This window comes from Mesorhizobium sp. CA14 (assembly GCF_020165195.1).
Lineage (GTDB): Bacteria > Pseudomonadota > Alphaproteobacteria > Rhizobiales > Rhizobiaceae > Mesorhizobium.
The window spans coordinates 120191-136960 of sequence record NZ_JAIUHR010000010.1 but is presented as its reverse complement, the minus strand read 5'-3'; the positions used below and the strand labels follow the sequence as shown (position 1 = coordinate 136960).

Genomic DNA, 16770 nt, shown 5'->3' with positions numbered 1-16770 from the left:
CCGTTGACTCATTGTACCAATCGGTACAATGTCGGTTATCGACGATCGGAACCGACAGGAGATCTTCATGAGCCGTCCGCCATTGCCGCCCTTCACGGCCGAGACGGCGGCGCAAAAGGCGCGCCTCGCCGAGGATGCCTGGAACAGCCGCGACCCGGAACGGGTTTCGCTCGCCTATACCGAGGACAGCATCTGGCGCAACCGGGCCGAATTCATCTCGGGCTGCGGCGAGATCGTCGGCTTCCTCACGCGCAAATGGGCGCGCGAGCTGGATTATCGCCTGATCAAGGAGGTCTGGACCTGGAACGACAACCGCATCGCGGTGCGCTTCGCCTATGAATGGCGCGACGATAGCGGCCATTGGTTCCGCTCCTACGGCAACGAGAACTGGGAATTCGACGAAGCCGGCCTGATGCGCCGGCGCGTGGCAAGCATCAACGACCTGCCGATTGCCGAAAGCGAGCGGAAATATCATTGGCCGCTCGGCCGCCGGCCGGATGATCATCCGGGCCTTTCGGAACTCGGGCTTTAGAGCATGATCCCAATAAGTGTTTAGCGGTTTTTGGAAAAGGTCATGCTCAAACAAGAACACTAAGCATGCGACGCATCGCTCCGGACCACGACCAGTTGCTGGCGATCGTGGCCGAAGTCTTCCGCGAGCACGGCTATGAGGGCGCCAGCCTGGCCTTGATCGGCGAGGCGACGGGGCTCGGCAAGGGAAGCCTCTACCACTTCTTTCCGGGCGGCAAGGAAGAGATGGCGAGGGCCGTCATTGCCCATATCGACGGCTGGTTCGAGGACAATGTCTTTGCGCCGCTGCGCGACGGCGCCGATCCGTCGGCCGGGATCGAGCAGATGCTCGCAGTGACGGACAGCTATTTCCGCTCCGGGCGGCGCGTCTGCCTCATCGGAGCCTTCGCGCTGGATGACTCGCGCAACCTCTTCGCCGGCCAGATAAGCAACTATTTCGGCCGCTGGATCACGCATCTCGCCGATGCGCTGGTGCGAGGCCGACATCGACCGGCCGAAGCCATGGAACTCGCCGAGGAAACCGTTGCCGCCATCCAGGGCGCGCTCACCCTCGCCCGTGCCGCCGACGACGCCGGGGTATTTTCGCGTATGCTGCGCCGGCTGCGCATGCGGCTTGGGCTGCCGGCCAAGACCTAATTTAGCCCGGGTTCTTACCAGGGCAATCGCGTATGGGTTTGGGAGTTCGGACAACCCGGCATGTCTTGGCGTCATCCTCGGGCTTGTGTTGGCCTCCGCCGATAACCCCATATGCAATTGCCCCGGGGTTCCTACAAAGGTTCGAAGCGGAAACCGGTTTCGGTTCGGGAAACCCGGCCGATGCCCGGTGAATCGAGATGCGCCCCGGCAACGTACCAGGCGTTGTCGGCGGCAAGGGCCAATATTCGCAACCGTGTTGCCCGCGCCTGTTCCTGATCCGCGTCGAACTCCCATGCGATGTCCGGCCGATCGAACTGAAGCGACGGAGCATGGACGAGGTCGCCCCAGACCAACAATGTTTCGCCGCCGCTAGTGACGCGAAAGCAGGTATGGCCGATTTCATGACCCGGGGCGGCGATTGCCTCGATATTCGCGTTCAGGTGCTGGCCCGGGTCCAAGGGCTGTGCTCGATCATGGAAGCGGCTCAACCTCGCTACCGACCGAAACATGTCGAGCTCGGCTCGAGGGACAAGCAAGCGGGAGAGCTGCGGGAAACCGTCCCCGCCATCCGGACGGACGAGCCCGTGGATATGGTCGAGATGCGTGTGAGTGAAGGCAATTGTGCGTATCCGACCGACGGCTATTTGAGCTTCGCTCAGCGCCTGCGGGAGGAAGCCCATCGTCGGGTGCCAGGCGTTCGAGGACCCCGTATCGATTAGCGTGATATCTTCGCCGTCGTGGATGGCAAAGGCATTGACCGACAATCTGAGCGCGCCGTCGAAGAGCGGCACCTGCGGCGGCAGATCGTCGCCAAAAGGCTTGTCTCCCGGCTGGCGCAGTCGCCGGACGGGCATGTCGACATAACCGTCGCGCAGCGAGCTGACGGTCAAGTCGCCGATTTTATAGGCCGTGTGATGAGGTCCGGCTGAAATTCGTTCCAATGCCCGCTCTCCGCCCGATCGAGGTTTTCGGCTAGATCATTTCCAGGCCGCGCTTGCGCGTCGGCGGCGGGAAGGCGCGGTCGAGATCGGCAAGGTCTTCCGCCGTCAGAGCGATGTCGAGCGCGGCGGCGTTCTGGCGGACATGCTCCTGGCGGCCGGCCTTCGGGATGGCGATGACGCCGTCCTGCATCAGTACCCAGGCAAGCGCGATCTGCGCGGGCGTGGCGTTGTGTCGGGCAGCGACGGCCTCGAGCCGCGCATTGCGGGCCAGCGCGCCCTGCTCCACCGGCGAATAGGCCATCAGCGGTATGCGGCGCTGCCGGCTCCACGGCGCAAGGTCGAATTCGAGCCCGCGCCGCGACAGGTTGTAGAGCACCTGGTTGGTCTGGACATTGCTGCCGGACGGCAGACTGACAAGATTCTCCATCTCGTCCCTGTCGAAATTGCTGACGCCCCAGTGGCGGATCTTGCCTTGCGACTTCAGCGCCTCGAACGCCTCCACGGTTTCGGACAGCGGCACGCTGCCCGGCCAGTGCAGCAGATAGAGATCGATACGATCGGTGGCGAGACGCTTCAGGCTGGCCTCGCAGGCGCGCTTCACGCCGGCTCGCGAGGCGTTGGAGGGCAAAACCTTGGAGACGAGGAAGGTCTCGTCGCGGCGCCCGGCGACGGCTTCCGCCACCACCTCCTCGGCGCCGCCGCTGGCATACATTTCGGCGGTGTCGATCAGCGTGATGCCGAGATCGAGCCCGAGCTTCAGCGCCGCGACCTCGTCGGCGCGGTGGCGCCGGTCCTCACCCATCTTCCAGGTGCCTTGCCCCAGCACCGGAACGGCTTCGCCGGACGGCAGCTTGAGGGTCCTGACTGTTGACGGCATGGCTTTCTCTCCGCGTGGGCCGGATCGCAGCACAGCCAAAGTCGGAAATCCAGACCAAAGCCGCCTGGCTGCCTGGATTTCCCGGAGCGGGTTAGAGCGGTTCAGCGTTTCACAGAACCGCCGAACCGCTCTAAGTATTTGTTTCTGCGCAATTCCGGACAGAAAACCGCTACACACTTTTCCTGGAATTGCTCTAGTTCGCCGGATGCTTGGCGAGCCAGTCCTGCATCTGTTTGATCTCGGCTTCCTGTGCCGCGACGACGCCTTCGGCGAGCTTGCGTATCTCCGGGTCCTTGCCATTGGCGATCACCACCTTGGCCATATCGATGGCGCCCTGATGATGCGGGATCATGCCGCGGACGAAGTCGACATCGGCATTGCCGGTGTATTTGATCGCCATGTCCTTGTGCATCTTCTTCATCGCCTTCTCGTAGCCGACAGTGGCCGGGCTCTGGGCGCCCATCGCCATCTTGGACATGTCATGCTTCATCTCCTCCGACGAGGCCGGCACACTTTCGAGGAACACGGCAAGCAGCATTCCGGCGGCCATCAGCAGCAGCACGATTTTCTTGGCCAGGGTCATTCAAGCTCTCCTTGTGGTTGGGGTTCGTATCTGGGGGTTTTGCTCAGAGTTTCAACGTTCTCAGCCGCAAGGCATTAGCGATGACCGACACCGACGACAGGCTCATCGCCGCCGCAGCGATCATCGGCGACAGCAATGTGCCGGTAAGTGGGTAGAGCACGCCGGCCGCGACCGGCACGCCGAGCACGTTGTAGAGGAAGGCAAAGAACAGGTTCTGGCGGATGTTGCGGATCGTCGCCTGGGCAAGCGTGCGCGCCCTGACGATGCCGTTCAAGTCGCCCTTGACCAGCGTGATGCCGGCGCTTTCGACGGCGACGTCGGCGCCGGTACCCATGGCGATGCCGACATCGGCGGCGGCCAACGCCGGCGCGTCGTTGACGCCGTCGCCGGCCATGGCGACGACAGCGCCCTTGGCACGCAGTTCCTCGATCAGCGCGCCCTTCTCATCCGGCAGCAAACCGGAGCGGACCTCATCGATGCCGAGCCTGCCGGCGATCGCTTTTGCCGTGCGCTCGTTGTCGCCAGTGGCCATGATGATCTTCAGGCCCTTGTCGTGCAGCGCCTTGATCGCCTCGGCCGTCGTTGCCTTTACCGGATCGGCGACAGCGACGATGCCGGCGAAGCTGCCGCCGACGGCCACGAACATGGCCGTCTTGCCTTCGGCCTGCAGCGCCTCGGTATCGGCCACCGGCGTTTCGACTCCAAGATCGTTCATCATCGCCGCATTGCCGAGCGCGACCTTCCGGCCCGATACAATGCCCGAAACACCCTTGCCGGTGACGGCTTCGAAATCGACGGCATCGGCCAGCTTCAAGCCGCGCGCGGCGGCGCCCTCGACGATCGCCTCGGCCAGCGGATGTTCCGAACCCTTTTCGAGCGCGGCGGCGAGGCCCAGCAGCTCATTCTCCTGGATGCCGTCGGCCGCAACGACGTCGGTCAGCCGCGGCTTGCCCTCGGTCAGCGTGCCGGTCTTGTCGACGATCAGCGTGTCGACGGCGGCGAAGCGCTCCAGCGCGGCGGCTTCCTTGATCAGCACGCCGGCATGCGCGCCGCGCCCTGTTGCCGTCATGATCGACATCGGGGTGGCGAGGCCAAGCGCACAGGGACAGGCGATGATCAGCACCGACACCGCCGAGACGATGGCGAAGATCAGGCTGGGCTCGGGGCCGAAGATCGACCAGGCGATAAAGGCCAGGATCGCCACCAGCACGACGGCCGGGACGAAATAGAAGGACACGCGATCGGCCAGTCCCTGGATCGGGGCGCGCGAGCGCTGCGCCTTGGCGACCAGCTCGACGATGCGCGACAGCGTGCTTTCCGCGCCGACCTTCTCGGCGCGCATGACTAGCGAGCCGTTCTTGTTCAGCGTGCCGCCGGTGAGTGTGTCGCCTTCCGTCTTTTCGACCGGCAGCGGCTCGCCGGTGATCATGGATTCGTCGATCGCCGAGCGGCCCTCCAGCACGATGCCGTCGACCGGCACCGCATCGCCGGGGCGGATGCGCAAGCGGTCGCCCGACTTGATGCTGTCGAGCGGCACGTCCTTGTCGGAGCCGTCGGCGCCGATCAGCCGCGCCGTCTTCGGCGCAAGGTCGAGCAGGGCGCGGATAGCCGAGCCGGTGCGCTCGCGGGCGCGCAGTTCCAGCACCTGGCCTAGGAAGACCAGCGCGACGATGACAGCGGCGGCCTCGAAATAGACCGGCACGGCGCCATCGTGACCGCGGAACTGATGCGGGAAGACGCCCGGGAACAATGTCGCGACGAGGCTGAAGAGATAGGCCGCGCCGACGCCCAGCGAGATCAGCGTCCACATATTCGGGCTGCGATTGAGGATCGATTCCCAGCCGCGATGAAAGAACGGAAACGCCGCCCACAGCACCACCGGGCTCGCCAGCGCGAGTTCCAGCCACGTCTTCGTCCGGCCGTCGATGAGGGTTTCGAAGCTGACGCCCAGCATCGGCGCCATCGCGACGATCAGGAGCGGCAGGGAGAGCGCAGCGCTGACCCAGAACCGGCGGGTGAAATCGACGAGCTCGGGGTTAGGGCCTTCGTCGCCTGTCGGCACGCCCATCGGCTCCAGCGCCATGCCGCAGATCGGGCAGGAACCTGGCTTGTCGCGAACAATCTCGGGATGCATTGGGCAGGTGTATTGCGTGCCCTTCGGCATCGGCTGCGGCTCGGGCCGGCCGGCGAGATATTTTGCCGGCTCCGCCTCGAACTTGCCCTTGCAACCGGCGGAGCAGAAATAGAAGCCCTGCCCTTCATGGCGAACGAAATGCTTCGCGCTCGCGCGGTCGACGCTCATGCCGCAGACGGGGTCCGTGGCCGTCAGGTAGCTCTCAGGCTCGGCCTGGAATTTCGTGCGGCAGCGCTCGCTGCAGAAATGAAAGGTCCGGCCGCCATGCTCGGCCGTCGGCTTGCCGGCCGCCGGATCGACCGTCATGCCGCAGACAGGATCGCGAATCACCGGCTCGCCGGCGGGCGCGGTGCTCTTCGCGGAGCAGCAGGCGCCGCCATGCGCATGGTGGTGGTGGTGATGGTCGGAATGGGTCATCAGCAATGCCTCGGAATTCTCGAATTGAGGCGGAGGTAGTCCTTCCAGTAACTGGAAGGTCAAGGGGCGGTTTCGACTTTTGCGAAAATCGGCCGGGCGGTTGCGAATTACGCCCCTGCGCGATGGCAATCGCGGCCGCAGGCCCCATACACAGCGCCGTGAAAACAGGCTATAGACGCCGCCGAATGGCAAAGATCTCCTTGAAACTCGACGAAATCATCGATGGCGACGCGCTGCGCCGCGACTTGACGGCGTTGACGGCGGCGAGCGCCGGCGACGGCTCGGGCCCGGCTGTTCGCACGGCCGTCCTCCAGCTACTCAAGGCCAGGATGACGGAAGGGCGAAAGATCGCGGAGGCCATGCTCAAGCAGGATGGCGGCGGCAACGCCTGCGCCGAGCGGCTCTCGCATCTGATGGATGATCTGATCCGGGCGCTCTATGATTTCGCCGCCACCCATGTCTACCGGGTCAAGAACCGGTCGGCGGCCGAGCGCATGGCGGTCGTTGCCGTCGGCGGCTACGGCCGCGGCACGCTGGCGCCGGGCTCCGACATCGACCTGCTTTTCCTGCTGCCCTACAAGCAGACCCCATGGGGCGAGCAGATCGTCGAATACATGCTCTACATGCTGTGGGACATGGGACTGAAGGTCGGCCACGCCACCCGCAACATCGACGAGTGCCTGAGGCTGTCGCGCAGCGACATCACCATCCGCACGTCGATCCTGGAAGCGCGTTTCCTGTGGGGCGAACGCAAGCTCTATGACGAGCTGCTGACCCGCTTCGACCACGAGGTGGTGCGCACGACCGGGCCGGAATATGTGCAGGCCAAGCTTGCCGAGCGCGACGAGCGCCACGCCAAGGCCGGCGAAAGCCGCTATCTGGTCGAGCCCAATGTCAAGGACGGCAAGGGCGGGTTGCGCGACCTGCAGACGCTGTTCTGGATCGGCAAATATTTCTATCGCGTGCGCACGGGCGAGGAACTGGTTGAGAAGGGCGTCTTCACCGAGGCCGAGTATCGCGAGTTTCAGAAGGCCGAGGATTTCCTGTGGGCGGTGCGCTGCCACATGCATTTCCTCACCGGCAAGGCGGAAGAGCGGCTGCATTTCGACATCCAGCGCGAGATCGCCGAGCGGCTGGGCTATACGACGCATCCCGGCCTGTCGGCAGTCGAGCGCTTCATGAAGCACTATTTCCTCGTCGCCAAGGATGTCGGCGACCTTACCCGCATCTTCTGCGCGGCGCTCGAGGAAGAGCAGGCCAAGCACGTGCCGGGCTTCAACCGCATCTTCCTCACTTTCCAGCGGCGCAAGCGCAAGCTTGCCGGCACGTCCGACTTCATCGTCGACAATCACCGCATCAACGTCGCCGACGACAGCGTGTTCGAGCGCGACCCGGTCAATCTGCTCAGGCTGTTCTGGTTCGCCGACAAGCACGGATTGGAGTTCCATCCCGATGCGCTGAAGCTGCTCACCCGTTCGCTCGGCCTTGTCAACAAATCGCTCCGGCGCGACGAGGAAGCCAACCGGCTGTTCCTCGACATATTGACCTCGGACCGCAACGCCGAACTCAATCTGCGGCGCATGAACGAAGCGGGGCTGCTCGGCCGGCTGATCCCCGACTTCGGCAAGATCGTCGCCATGATGCAGTTCTCGATGTACCACCACTATACGGTGGACGAGCATCTGATCCGCTGCATCGGCGTGCTGGCCGAGATCGAGCGCGGCGACGGCGCCAAGGTGCATCCGCTGTCGCATACGCTGATGCCGGGTCTGAAGAAAAGCCGCGAGGCGCTTTATGTCGCGGTGCTTCTGCACGACATCGCCAAGGGCAGGCCGGAAGACCATTCGGAAGCCGGCGCCAGGATCGCCCGGCGCATCTGCCCGCATATGGGGTTGTCGGCAGCCGACACGGAGACGGTCGCCTGGCTGGTCGAGAACCACCTCGTGATGTCGATGACCGCGCAGACGCGCGACCTCAACGACCGCAAGACGATCGAGGATTTCGCCTCGATCGTGCAGTCGGCCGAGCGGCTGAAGCTGCTTTTGATCCTCACGGTCTGCGACATACGCGGTGTTGGGCCCGGCGTGTGGAACGGCTGGAAAGGCCAGCTGCTGCGTACGCTTTATTTCGAGACCGAGCTGCTTCTGACCGGCGGTTTCTCCGAAGTGTCGCGCGCCGAGCGTACGGCGGCGGCGCGCGAGCGGCTGGCTGAGGCGCTGTCCGCCTGGCCGGCGAAGGAGCGCAAGCGCTATGTCGCCCAGCACTATGAGAACTATCTGCTGACCGTCGATCTGCCCGACCAGCTGCGCCATGCCGAATTCATCCGCGAGGCGGATGCGGCAGGCAAGAAGCTCGCCACCATGGTCAAGACGCATGAGTTCGAGGCGGTGACGGAGATCACCGTGCTGGCGCCGGACCATCCGCGCCTGCTGTCGATCATCGCGGGAGCTTGCGCCGCGGCGGGCGGCAACATCGTCGACGCGCAGATCTTCACCACCTCGGACGGCCGCGCGCTGGACAGCATCCTGATCTCCCGCGAGTTCGACCGCGACGAGGACGAGCGCCGCCGCGCCGAGCGCGTCGGCCGGCTGATCGAGGACGTGCTGTCCGGCAAGAGTTGGCTGCCCGAGATGATCGAGAAGCGCACCAAGCCGAAGCGCGGCGCCAAGGCTTTCCGCATTCCGCCGCGCGCCGAAATCCGCAACACGCTGTCGAACCGTTTCTCGGTGATCGAGGTCGAGGGACTGGACCGGCCGGGGCTTTTGTCCGAGATCACCGGAACGATCTCCGACCTTTCGCTCGACATCGCCTCGGCGCATATCACCACCTTCGGCGAGAAGGTCATCGATACGTTCTACGTCACCGACCTGACCGGACAGAAGATCGACAGCCCGACGCGCACCGCCGCCATCCACAAGCGGCTGATCGATACGCTGGAAGGCAGTTCGGCGGAACGCAACGGCAAGGCCAAGGCGGCGGCTGAGTGACCATCCATTTGACGCAATTTTTCTGGCAGTCATTCCCAGTATGAGCCTCGTCAAGAAATTCGCCACCGTCGCGTCCGGCACGCTGATGAGCCGCGCGCTGGGCTTCGGCCGCGAGATGCTGATGGCGGCGGCACTCGGCACCGGGCCGGTCGCCGATGCCTTCAACGCTGCCTTCCAGTTCCCCAACACCTTCCGCCGGCTGTTCGCCGAAGGCGCCTTCAACGCTGCTTTCGTGCCGCTCTTCGCCAAGGAGATCGAGCAGCATGGCACCGACGGCGCCAAGCGTTTTTCGGAGGAAGTGTTCGGCGTGCTGTTCTCGGCGCTTTTGGCGCTGACGATCGCCATGGAACTCGCGATGCCGCTCATCGTGCGCTACCTGGTAGCGCCGGGCTTTGCCGACATCCCGGGCAAGTTCGAGACGACCGTGCGGCTTGCGACGATCATGTTCCCGTACCTGATCTGCATGTCGCTCGGGGCCATGATGGCGGGCATGCTGAATTCGCTGCGCCGCTATTTCGCGGCGGCGATTGCGCCCGCCTTCCTCAACATCATCCTGATCAGCGTACTCGCCTATGCCTGGTATCACGGGCTCGACGCGCATGACGTCGGCTTTGGCCTGTCCTGGGGCGTGCTGGCAGCGGGCATCGTGCAGTTGGCGATCGTCTGGATCGCGGTGCGCCACGCCGGCATCTCGATCGGCTTCCGCCGTCCGAAGATGACGCCCAACGTCAAGCGGCTGCTGATCCTGGCGCTGCCGGCGGCGATCACCGGCGGCATCACCCAGATCAACCAGCTGATCGGCACGGCGATCGCTTCGGCGCAGAACAGCGCGGTGTCGTCGCTCGCCTATGCCGACCGAATCTATCAGCTGCCGCTCGGCGTCGTCGGCGTGGCCGTCGCCATCGTGCTGTTGCCGGAACTGTCGCGGGCGCTGAAATCCGGCAACCTGGTCGAGGCCGCCAATCTGCAGAACCGCTCGGTCGAATTCACCTTGTTCATGACCTTGCCGGCGGCGGCGGCGCTCTGGGTGATGTCGGAGCCGATCGTGCGGCTGGTGTATGAGCGCGGCGCCTTCGCCGCCAACCACTCGACGCCGATCGTCGCCTCCATCCTAGCGATCTTCGGCCTCGGCCTGCCGGCCTTCGTGCTGATCAAGGCCTTCACACCAGGCTATTTCGCGCGCGAGGACACGCGCACGCCGATGATCTTTGCCGCCATCTCGGTCGGCGTGAATGTCGCCACGGCGCTGAGCCTGTTCCCGTCGATGGGCGCGCCTGGCATCGCGGTGGCTTCGGCAGTCGCGGGCTGGGTCAACGCGCTGATGCTGCTCGCCATGCTGATCAGGCGCGGCCATTGGGGCCGCGACGTGCCGCTCTTGAGACGCATTCCGCGATTGGTGCTGTCCGCCGTGATCATGGCAACGGCGCTTTACTTCGCCGAGCACTACTTCGCCGCGCGGCTCGGACCCGGCTCGCCGCTGGTGGTGAAGGCGACGACGCTGTTCGCGCTGGTCGGCGGAGGCGCCGCGCTCTACTTCCTCGCCGCTTTCGGCACTGGCGGCGCCGACTTCGGCATGATCCGGCGGAATGTGAAACGCGGCTCACGGAAATCTGCGCCGCGGGAATCGAATACTGGCCTGGACGAATAACTCGAGCTGGCTTGCAGCAACACCGGTCTTGATCCCCTCGCGCCCTTCGTCCATAAGCGCGCCGTCGCAAGACTTTCGCCGCACGCGGTTTCCAGCCGCGTGATTGGCTCCAAAAAGTCTGCAACTTTTTGGAATCACGCTTAATACGGCCCTCCACAAGCCCTGAGGAAATCATGTCCGCCTTCAAGCCACTCGTCTTTTCAGGCGTCCAGCCGACCGGCAATCTGCACCTCGGCAACTATCTCGGCGCCATCAAGAAATTCGTCGCCCTCCAGGAACAGTCCGACTGCATTTATTGTGTCGTCGACCTGCATTCGCTCACGGCGCAGCTCGTCCACCAGGACCTGGGCGACCAGACCCGCTCGATCACTGCGGCGTTCCTCGCCTCCGGCATCGACCCGAAGAAGCACATCGTCTTCAACCAGTCGCGGGTCATCCAGCACGCCGAACTAGCCTGGATCTTCAACTGCGTGGCGCGCATCGGCTGGATGTACCGCATGACGCAGTTCAAGGACAAGGCCGGCAAGGACCGCGAGAACGCCTCGCTCGGCCTGCTCGCCTATCCGAGCCTGATGGCCGCCGACATCCTGCTCTACCGCGCCACCCATGTGCCGGTGGGCGAGGACCAGAAGCAGCATCTGGAGCTCACCCGCGACATCGCGCAGAAATTCAACAACGACTTCTCCGAGAAGATCGCGGCACTCGGCGTCGGCGTCGAAATGCAGGTCGGCGAAGAGACGGTGAACGGCTATTTCCCGATCACCGAACCGGTGATCGGCGGTCCTGCGGCGCGCATCATGAGCCTGCGCGACGGCTCGAAGAAGATGTCGAAATCGGATCCGTCGGACCTGTCGCGCATCAACCTGACCGATGACGCCGACACCATCTCGAAGAAGATCCGGAAGGCCAAGACCGATCCGGAGGCCTTGCCGAGCGAGATCGACGGACTGGAAAGCCGGCCCGAGGCGGAAAACCTCGTCGGCATCTATGCCGGCCTCGCCGAGATCTCCAAAGAAGACGTGCTGAAGGAATATGGCGGCCAGCAGTTTTCCGTGTTCAAGCCGGCGCTTGCCGATCTCGCCGTCGAGAAGCTGGCGCCGATCGCTTCCGAGATGCGCCGGATCGAGGGCGACCGCGCCTATGTCGACGCCGTGCTCAAGGATGGCGGCAACCGGGCCCGCGCAATCGCCGAGGGCACGATGAAGACGGTTCGCGACATCATCGGCCTGCTGCAGGACTGATCGAGCGGTCTTGCTGAACCATCGCCATGCTGGCCGGCCGCTTGCCGCCGGCCGCTGGCGGTGGCAGATTGCGGCCGAACCATACCGAGCAGATAGACATGGTCTCCAAACGCCTCAGCCGCGAAGCCGGCCATCGCCGCAAGTTCCTGGCGATCATCGACGACACGCCGGAATGCGAGCGCGCCGTCGCCTACGCCTCGAAGCGGGCGCAGCACACCAGCGGCGTGCTGGTGCTGCTCTATGTCATCGAGCCGGATGATTTCCAGCACTGGCTGGGCGTGGAAAAGATCATGCGCGAGGAAGCAAACGCGACGGCGCGCGGAGCACTCGACGGCTACGCCACCAAAGTGCGTCAGAGCGTCGGCATCGAGCCGGAGCTGGTGGTGCGCGAAGGCAAGCCGACCGAAGAGATCCACAAGCTGATCGAGGAAGACCAGGACATCGCCATCCTGGTACTGGCGGCCGGCGCCGGCAAGGAAGGTCCCGGACCGCTGGTCAGCGCGGTTGCCGGCCGCGGCGCGGCCTTTCCGATTCCGGTGACGGTCGTGCCGCAGAACCTGTCCGACGAAGAGATCGACAGCCTGGCCTGATTTGCGAAGGCCTTCCGGCGGCGCCGGGTTTCTCACCCGCGGCGCACATGTCCAAGCTGGTACAAGAACAACGCCACCCTTGGCCGGCTTTTGCGGCGCGCCATTTGGAATCATGTGCGCATTCCAATGGAGAGCCGATGACCGAAGCAGAGCAAGAGGCAGGCCGACGCGAACAATCGAGGGCGAAAGCCATGGGCGCCGAACCACCGGCGCGGCCGCGCCCGCAGTCGGCACGGACCCAGGAAAAAGCCCGGCAGACACCTCATGCGCAGCAAGAGCGCAAGCATCGGGTGCTTACCAAGGGCCATCCGGCCATGGTCGACAGCATCGCCGGAGCGATCACCGTCAAGAGCCTCGATCTGTATTACGTCATCGCCGCCGATGCGCAGATACCTATAAGCGACGGGCACGGCTTCGGGCTCTACTTTCATGACTGCCGCTTCATCGGCGGCTATCAGATGACCTTGGCCGGCCTGACGCCGGTCGTCCTGGCCTCGACCGCCCAGAAAGGGTACGCGGCGCTCTTCGAGCTGACCAACCCCGACCTGCACTCCAGCAAGGATCGATTGATCCCCAAGGACCAACTCGGCATTCGCTGGGAGCGTATTCTGGACGCCGAACAGACATGCGTCAGGGAAGTCTTGACCATCCAGAATCTGGGACACGAGGCGCACGAGTTTCCGCTGACCTTGCAGTTCGGCGCCGGCTTCGAGGACATCTTCAACGTCCGCGGGCTGGTGAGGCAAAATCTCGGCAGGGCCGAACGGCCCGCCTGGCGGGGCGGCAGGCTGCATTTCGCCTATCACGGCGCCGACCGGCTCCGCAGGATGGCGACGGTCGCATTCTCGCCCCGGCCTGATGCCACGCACAAGACGGCGGCCGAATTCCAGATCGACGTGCCGCCCGGAGCCACGCGAACCATCGCGGTGACCATCGCCTTGGAGGAACAGCCGGAAGACGCCGGGGCCGGGCAACTGACTCAGCGCCCAACAGCCACGTTCGACGGTGTTGCCGGCAACCTCCGGACGAACTCCGAAGAATGGCTGGAGCAGCATACGAAGCTCGACAGCGACAGCCTTCTGCTCAACAGCATCATGGAGAGATCCCTGCGCGACGTCGTGATGCTGCGCTCGGAATTGGGGAGCCGTGAATACTTTGCCGCCGGCGTGCCCTGGTTCGTTGCCCTGTTCGGGCGAGACAGCCTGATCGTCGCGCTGGAAATGCTGGCCTTCCAGCCGGAGATCGCCGCCCAGACGCTGCGCCTCCTGGCCAGCTATCAGGGAAGCCGGACGGATCGATGGCGGGAGGAGCAGGCCGGCAAGATCCTGCACGAACTGCGCGTCGGCGAGCTCGCGCGCGCCGGCGATGTTCCTCATGCCAGGTTCTACGGCACGGTGGACGCTACCCCGCTCTTCCTGTTGCTTCTCGGCCGTCATGCCGCCTGGACCGGCGATCTCGACCTGTTTCGCGAATTGCAGGCGCCGGTGGAAAAGGCGTTGGGTTGGATCGCCAAGGCTGGAGACGACCATGGCGAGGGCTACCTTAAATACCGGAGCAGCTCCACCGAGGGTCTCGTCAACCAGGGATGGAAGGACTCGGGCGACGCGATCGTGAGAGCCGATGGCGGCCTCGCCAAGCCGCCGATCGCCCTGGTCGAGGTGCAGGGCTATGTCTTTGCCGCCAAACATGCCATCGCCGACCTTTATGAGCGCAGCGGCGAAGCTGACCGCGCAAGACAGCTTCGCCAAGAGGCCGACAGGCTTCGAATACGCTTCAACCGCGACTTCTGGTGCGAGGACCAAGGGATCTTCGCCCTCGCGCTGGAAGCAAGAAGCCGCCCGGTCACGGTCGTTTCCTCGAACCCCGGACATGCGCTGTGGTGCGGTATCGCGGACCGCGACAAGGGCCGCCGTTCCGTGGCGCGGCTGATGCGGGACGACATGTTCAACGGCTGGGGCGTGCGTACGCTTGCCACCTCGGAAAGGCGCTACAATCCCGTCGGCTACCACCTCGGAACCGTCTGGCCGCACGACAATGCGCTGGTGGCGGCCGGCTGCCGGCAATATGGCGAGGACGACGCGGCGCTGCGGATCTTCACGGGCATCGCCGAGGCTGCGATGCACTTTCGCCATCACAGGCTACCTGAAGCGATGGCGGGCTTTCCGCGCGCGGATTTCCAGGTGCCGGTGCACTATCCGGTGGCTTGCCACCCGCAGGCCTGGGCGGCCGGAACAGCGCCCTTCCTGCTGACCGTGTGCCTTGGCCTGGAACCCGACGGCTTCGCGAACAAGCTGCGGATCGTGCGGCCGCGGATGCCCGGTTTCGTGAACCGTATCGCGCTTCGCGGGTTGCGTGTCGGCAAGGGCAGCGCCGATCTCGAATTCAGGCGAACGGATGACGGCGCCGAGGTCGATGTCCTGCAGACGAGTGGACAATTGACCGTCGAAGTCGGCGGATGAGGGCTGCCATGGTTCGGACCTCCAGCATGGCAAAAACATTCCGCCAGCCAGCCGTTCCTAGCGACGCGTTTCGCTTGAATGTCCAGCCGATAGAGCCTATTTAGAATTATTCCAAACTATCGGCCCACGAAGGGCCTGGAGATACCCATGTTCATCCAGACCGAATCGACGCCGAACCCGGCGACGCTGAAATTCCTGCCGGGCAAGGAAGTGCTGCGCGAAGGCACCGCCGATTTCCGCAACGCCGAAGCCGCGGCGGAGGCCTCGCCGCTGGCCGGCCGGCTGTTCGAGATCCCCGGCGTCACAGGCGTTTTCTTCGGCTATGACTTCATCACCGTGACCAAGGACGGCCCGGACTGGCAGCATCTGAAGCCGGCGATCCTCGGCGCCATCATGGAGCATTTCATGTCCGGCGCGCCGGTCATGGCCTCGGCCGCTCCGGCGAGCGACGCCGGCGGCACCGCTGAGTTCTACGACAAGGCAGACGAAGAGCTGGTGCTGACCATCAAGGAACTGCTCGACACGCGCGTGCGCCCGGCCGTTGCCCAGGACGGCGGCGACATCACCTTCCGCGGTTTCGAGAACGGCACGGTGTTCCTGCATATGAAGGGCGCCTGCGCCGGCTGCCCGTCGTCGACGGCGACGCTGAAGCACGGCATCCAGAATCTGCTTCGCCACTTTGTTCCCGAGGTGCAGCAGGTCGAGCAAGTCGCCTGACGCATTCCCGGCCGGTTGCTGCGCGACCAGCCTTATCACAAAAAACAAAAAACCGGGCCCCAACAGCCCGGTTTTCTGTTTTCAGGACGTCTTGTTGTTGCCTAGACGGTCCGCCTGCGAAACTCTTTAGTTGACCATGATCTTTTCCGAAAACCGGCTGCCACTTTTTGGGATCATGGTCCTTACATCACGATGACTTTGGCGCCGACCGACGTGCGGTCATAGAGGTCGATAATATCCTGGTTCATCAGCCGAATGCAGCCCGACGACATCGCCTTGCCGATCGAGAACCATTCCGGGCTGCCGTGCAGGCGATAGCCCATGTCGCCGCCCTTGTTGAACAGATACATGGCGCGCGCGCCGAGCGGGTTCTTCAGGCCCGGCTCCATGCCGCTGGCGAACTTGGCGAGCTCGGGCTGGCGCTTGATCATCGGCGCCGGCGGCGTCCAGGTCGGCCATTCGCGCTTCAGCGCGATATGGGCGGTGCCGTGCCATTCAAAACCTTCGCGGCCGACGCCGATGCCGTAACGCATCGCCATGCCGTCGTCCTCGATGAAATAGAGGAACTTGTTCTGGGTATCGACGATGATAGTGCCCGGCTTCTCCGAAGTGTCATAGCGCACTTCCTGCCGATGGTATTTGGCGGGCACCTTCTCGATCGGGATGCGCGGCAGCTGATAGCCGGCATCGGTCATCGCGCCATAGTTGTTGGTGAAGATTTGCCCGCCGATGGTGCTGCACCCGCTGATCGCGGTCGACAGCGCAAGAGCGGCGAGGATTGCAAATGACTTCAAGCGCATAAATTGGTCCGATGCCCCGCCTGGATGCCAGCGGCACGAGTCGGCCGCTTTGTTGTCATCATTCATGCTGGCATTTCTTTTGCTTGCCAAGCGCGCACTGCCTATATGCAAGACCTTACGCGCCGGTAAGTGCCGAACTGCGGCATTTCCGCAACAGGCCTCACCGGATTGTGAAACAAAATCAATGAGGCGGCTCATGGAGCCGCTTG

The 16770-nt window shown here is 64.2% G+C and carries 13 protein-coding genes; 8 read left to right on the top strand and 5 right to left on the bottom strand.

Features of this window, described 5'->3' with window-relative positions; all coding sequences use genetic code 11:
- The first annotated feature begins 67 nt into the window (after nucleotides 1-67).
- A complete protein-coding gene (locus tag LB565_RS13810; protein ID WP_224584758.1) occupies nucleotides 68-532 on the top strand; it encodes a DUF1348 family protein in 465 nt (154 codons plus the stop codon).
- A gap of 65 nt (nucleotides 533-597) precedes the next feature.
- Entirely contained in the window at nucleotides 598-1167 is a 570-nt protein-coding gene (locus LB565_RS13805) for a TetR/AcrR family transcriptional regulator (protein WP_224584756.1), read from the top strand.
- 131 nt (nucleotides 1168-1298) lie between these two features.
- Here the strand turns inward: LB565_RS13805 and LB565_RS13800 are convergent, their stop codons facing one another.
- The 4 genes from LB565_RS13800 to LB565_RS13785 all read right to left on the bottom strand — a co-directional run bounded on the left by LB565_RS13800 (nucleotide 1299) and on the right by LB565_RS13785 (nucleotide 6119).
- Nucleotides 1299-2108 (bottom strand): MBL fold metallo-hydrolase, encoded by an 810-nt coding sequence (locus LB565_RS13800; protein ID WP_224584755.1) that lies wholly within the window; start codon nucleotides 2106-2108, stop codon nucleotides 1299-1301.
- 31 nt (nucleotides 2109-2139) lie between these two features.
- The gene (locus tag LB565_RS13795) at nucleotides 2140-2985 is read right to left on the bottom strand and encodes an aldo/keto reductase (RefSeq protein ID WP_224584753.1); all 846 of its coding nucleotides are present in this window, start codon (nucleotides 2983-2985) and stop codon (nucleotides 2140-2142) included.
- 193 nt (nucleotides 2986-3178) lie between these two features.
- The gene (locus LB565_RS13790) at nucleotides 3179-3568 is read right to left on the bottom strand and encodes a DUF305 domain-containing protein (protein WP_224584752.1); all 390 of its coding nucleotides are present in this window, start codon (nucleotides 3566-3568) and stop codon (nucleotides 3179-3181) included.
- A 43-nt stretch (nucleotides 3569-3611) separates the two neighbouring features.
- The gene (locus LB565_RS13785; RefSeq protein WP_224584751.1) at nucleotides 3612-6119 is read right to left on the bottom strand and encodes a heavy metal translocating P-type ATPase; all 2508 of its coding nucleotides are present in this window, start codon (nucleotides 6117-6119) and stop codon (nucleotides 3612-3614) included.
- Nucleotides 6120-6304: 185 nt separating this feature from the next.
- Between LB565_RS13785 and LB565_RS13780 the strand changes: the two genes are divergently transcribed.
- From LB565_RS13780 to LB565_RS13755, 6 genes are all read left to right on the top strand, one after another.
- Complete coding sequence (locus LB565_RS13780) at nucleotides 6305-9106, top strand: [protein-PII] uridylyltransferase (RefSeq protein WP_224584750.1); 2802 nt, start codon at nucleotides 6305-6307, stop codon at nucleotides 9104-9106.
- A 40-nt stretch (nucleotides 9107-9146) separates the two neighbouring features.
- A complete protein-coding gene (gene murJ / locus LB565_RS13775; protein ID WP_224584749.1) occupies nucleotides 9147-10754 on the top strand; it encodes a murein biosynthesis integral membrane protein MurJ in 1608 nt (535 codons plus the stop codon).
- A 173-nt stretch (nucleotides 10755-10927) separates the two neighbouring features.
- Nucleotides 10928-11995, top strand: coding sequence for a tryptophan--tRNA ligase (gene trpS / locus LB565_RS13770; protein WP_224584748.1), 1068 nt, complete (start codon nucleotides 10928-10930; stop codon nucleotides 11993-11995).
- 98 nt (nucleotides 11996-12093) lie between these two features.
- Nucleotides 12094-12585, top strand: coding sequence for a universal stress protein (locus LB565_RS13765; RefSeq protein ID WP_224584747.1), 492 nt, complete (start codon nucleotides 12094-12096; stop codon nucleotides 12583-12585).
- A gap of 47 nt (nucleotides 12586-12632) precedes the next feature.
- Nucleotides 12633-15044, top strand: coding sequence for a glycogen debranching N-terminal domain-containing protein (locus tag LB565_RS13760; protein ID WP_224584746.1), 2412 nt, complete (start codon nucleotides 12633-12635; stop codon nucleotides 15042-15044).
- Nucleotides 15045-15191: 147 nt separating this feature from the next.
- Nucleotides 15192-15761: a NifU family protein gene (locus tag LB565_RS13755; protein ID WP_224511537.1), complete on the top strand. Its 570-nt coding sequence runs from the start codon at nucleotides 15192-15194 to the stop codon at nucleotides 15759-15761.
- Between the two features lie 182 nt (nucleotides 15762-15943).
- On the opposite strand, the gene LB565_RS13750 is transcribed toward LB565_RS13755, so the two are convergent.
- The gene (locus tag LB565_RS13750) at nucleotides 15944-16561 is read right to left on the bottom strand and encodes a L,D-transpeptidase (protein WP_224584744.1); all 618 of its coding nucleotides are present in this window, start codon (nucleotides 16559-16561) and stop codon (nucleotides 15944-15946) included.
- Between the last annotated feature and the right edge of the window lie 209 nt (nucleotides 16562-16770).

Excerpts from the sequence above, each read along its gene's own strand:
- LB565_RS13810 (WP_224584758.1), top strand. The coding sequence starts at position 68 with ATGAGCCGTCCGCCATTGCCGCCCTTCACGGCCGAGACGGCGGCGCAA.
- LB565_RS13805 (WP_224584756.1), top strand. The coding sequence starts at position 598 with ATGCGACGCATCGCTCCGGACCACGACCAGTTGCTGGCGATCGTGGCC.
- LB565_RS13795 (WP_224584753.1), bottom strand. The coding sequence starts at position 2,985 with ATGCCGTCAACAGTCAGGACCCTCAAGCTGCCGTCCGGCGAAGCCGTT.
- LB565_RS13790 (WP_224584752.1), bottom strand. The coding sequence starts at position 3,568 with ATGACCCTGGCCAAGAAAATCGTGCTGCTGCTGATGGCCGCCGGAATG.
- LB565_RS13785 (WP_224584751.1), bottom strand. The coding sequence starts at position 6,119 with ATGACCCATTCCGACCATCACCACCACCACCATGCGCATGGCGGCGCC.
- LB565_RS13780 (WP_224584750.1), top strand. The coding sequence starts at position 6,305 with ATGGCAAAGATCTCCTTGAAACTCGACGAAATCATCGATGGCGACGCG.
- murJ (WP_224584749.1), top strand. The coding sequence starts at position 9,147 with ATGAGCCTCGTCAAGAAATTCGCCACCGTCGCGTCCGGCACGCTGATG.
- trpS (WP_224584748.1), top strand. The coding sequence starts at position 10,928 with ATGTCCGCCTTCAAGCCACTCGTCTTTTCAGGCGTCCAGCCGACCGGC.
- LB565_RS13765 (WP_224584747.1), top strand. The coding sequence starts at position 12,094 with ATGGTCTCCAAACGCCTCAGCCGCGAAGCCGGCCATCGCCGCAAGTTC.
- LB565_RS13760 (WP_224584746.1), top strand. The coding sequence starts at position 12,633 with ATGTCCAAGCTGGTACAAGAACAACGCCACCCTTGGCCGGCTTTTGCG.
- LB565_RS13755 (WP_224511537.1), top strand. The coding sequence starts at position 15,192 with ATGTTCATCCAGACCGAATCGACGCCGAACCCGGCGACGCTGAAATTC.
- LB565_RS13750 (WP_224584744.1), bottom strand. The coding sequence starts at position 16,561 with ATGCGCTTGAAGTCATTTGCAATCCTCGCCGCTCTTGCGCTGTCGACC.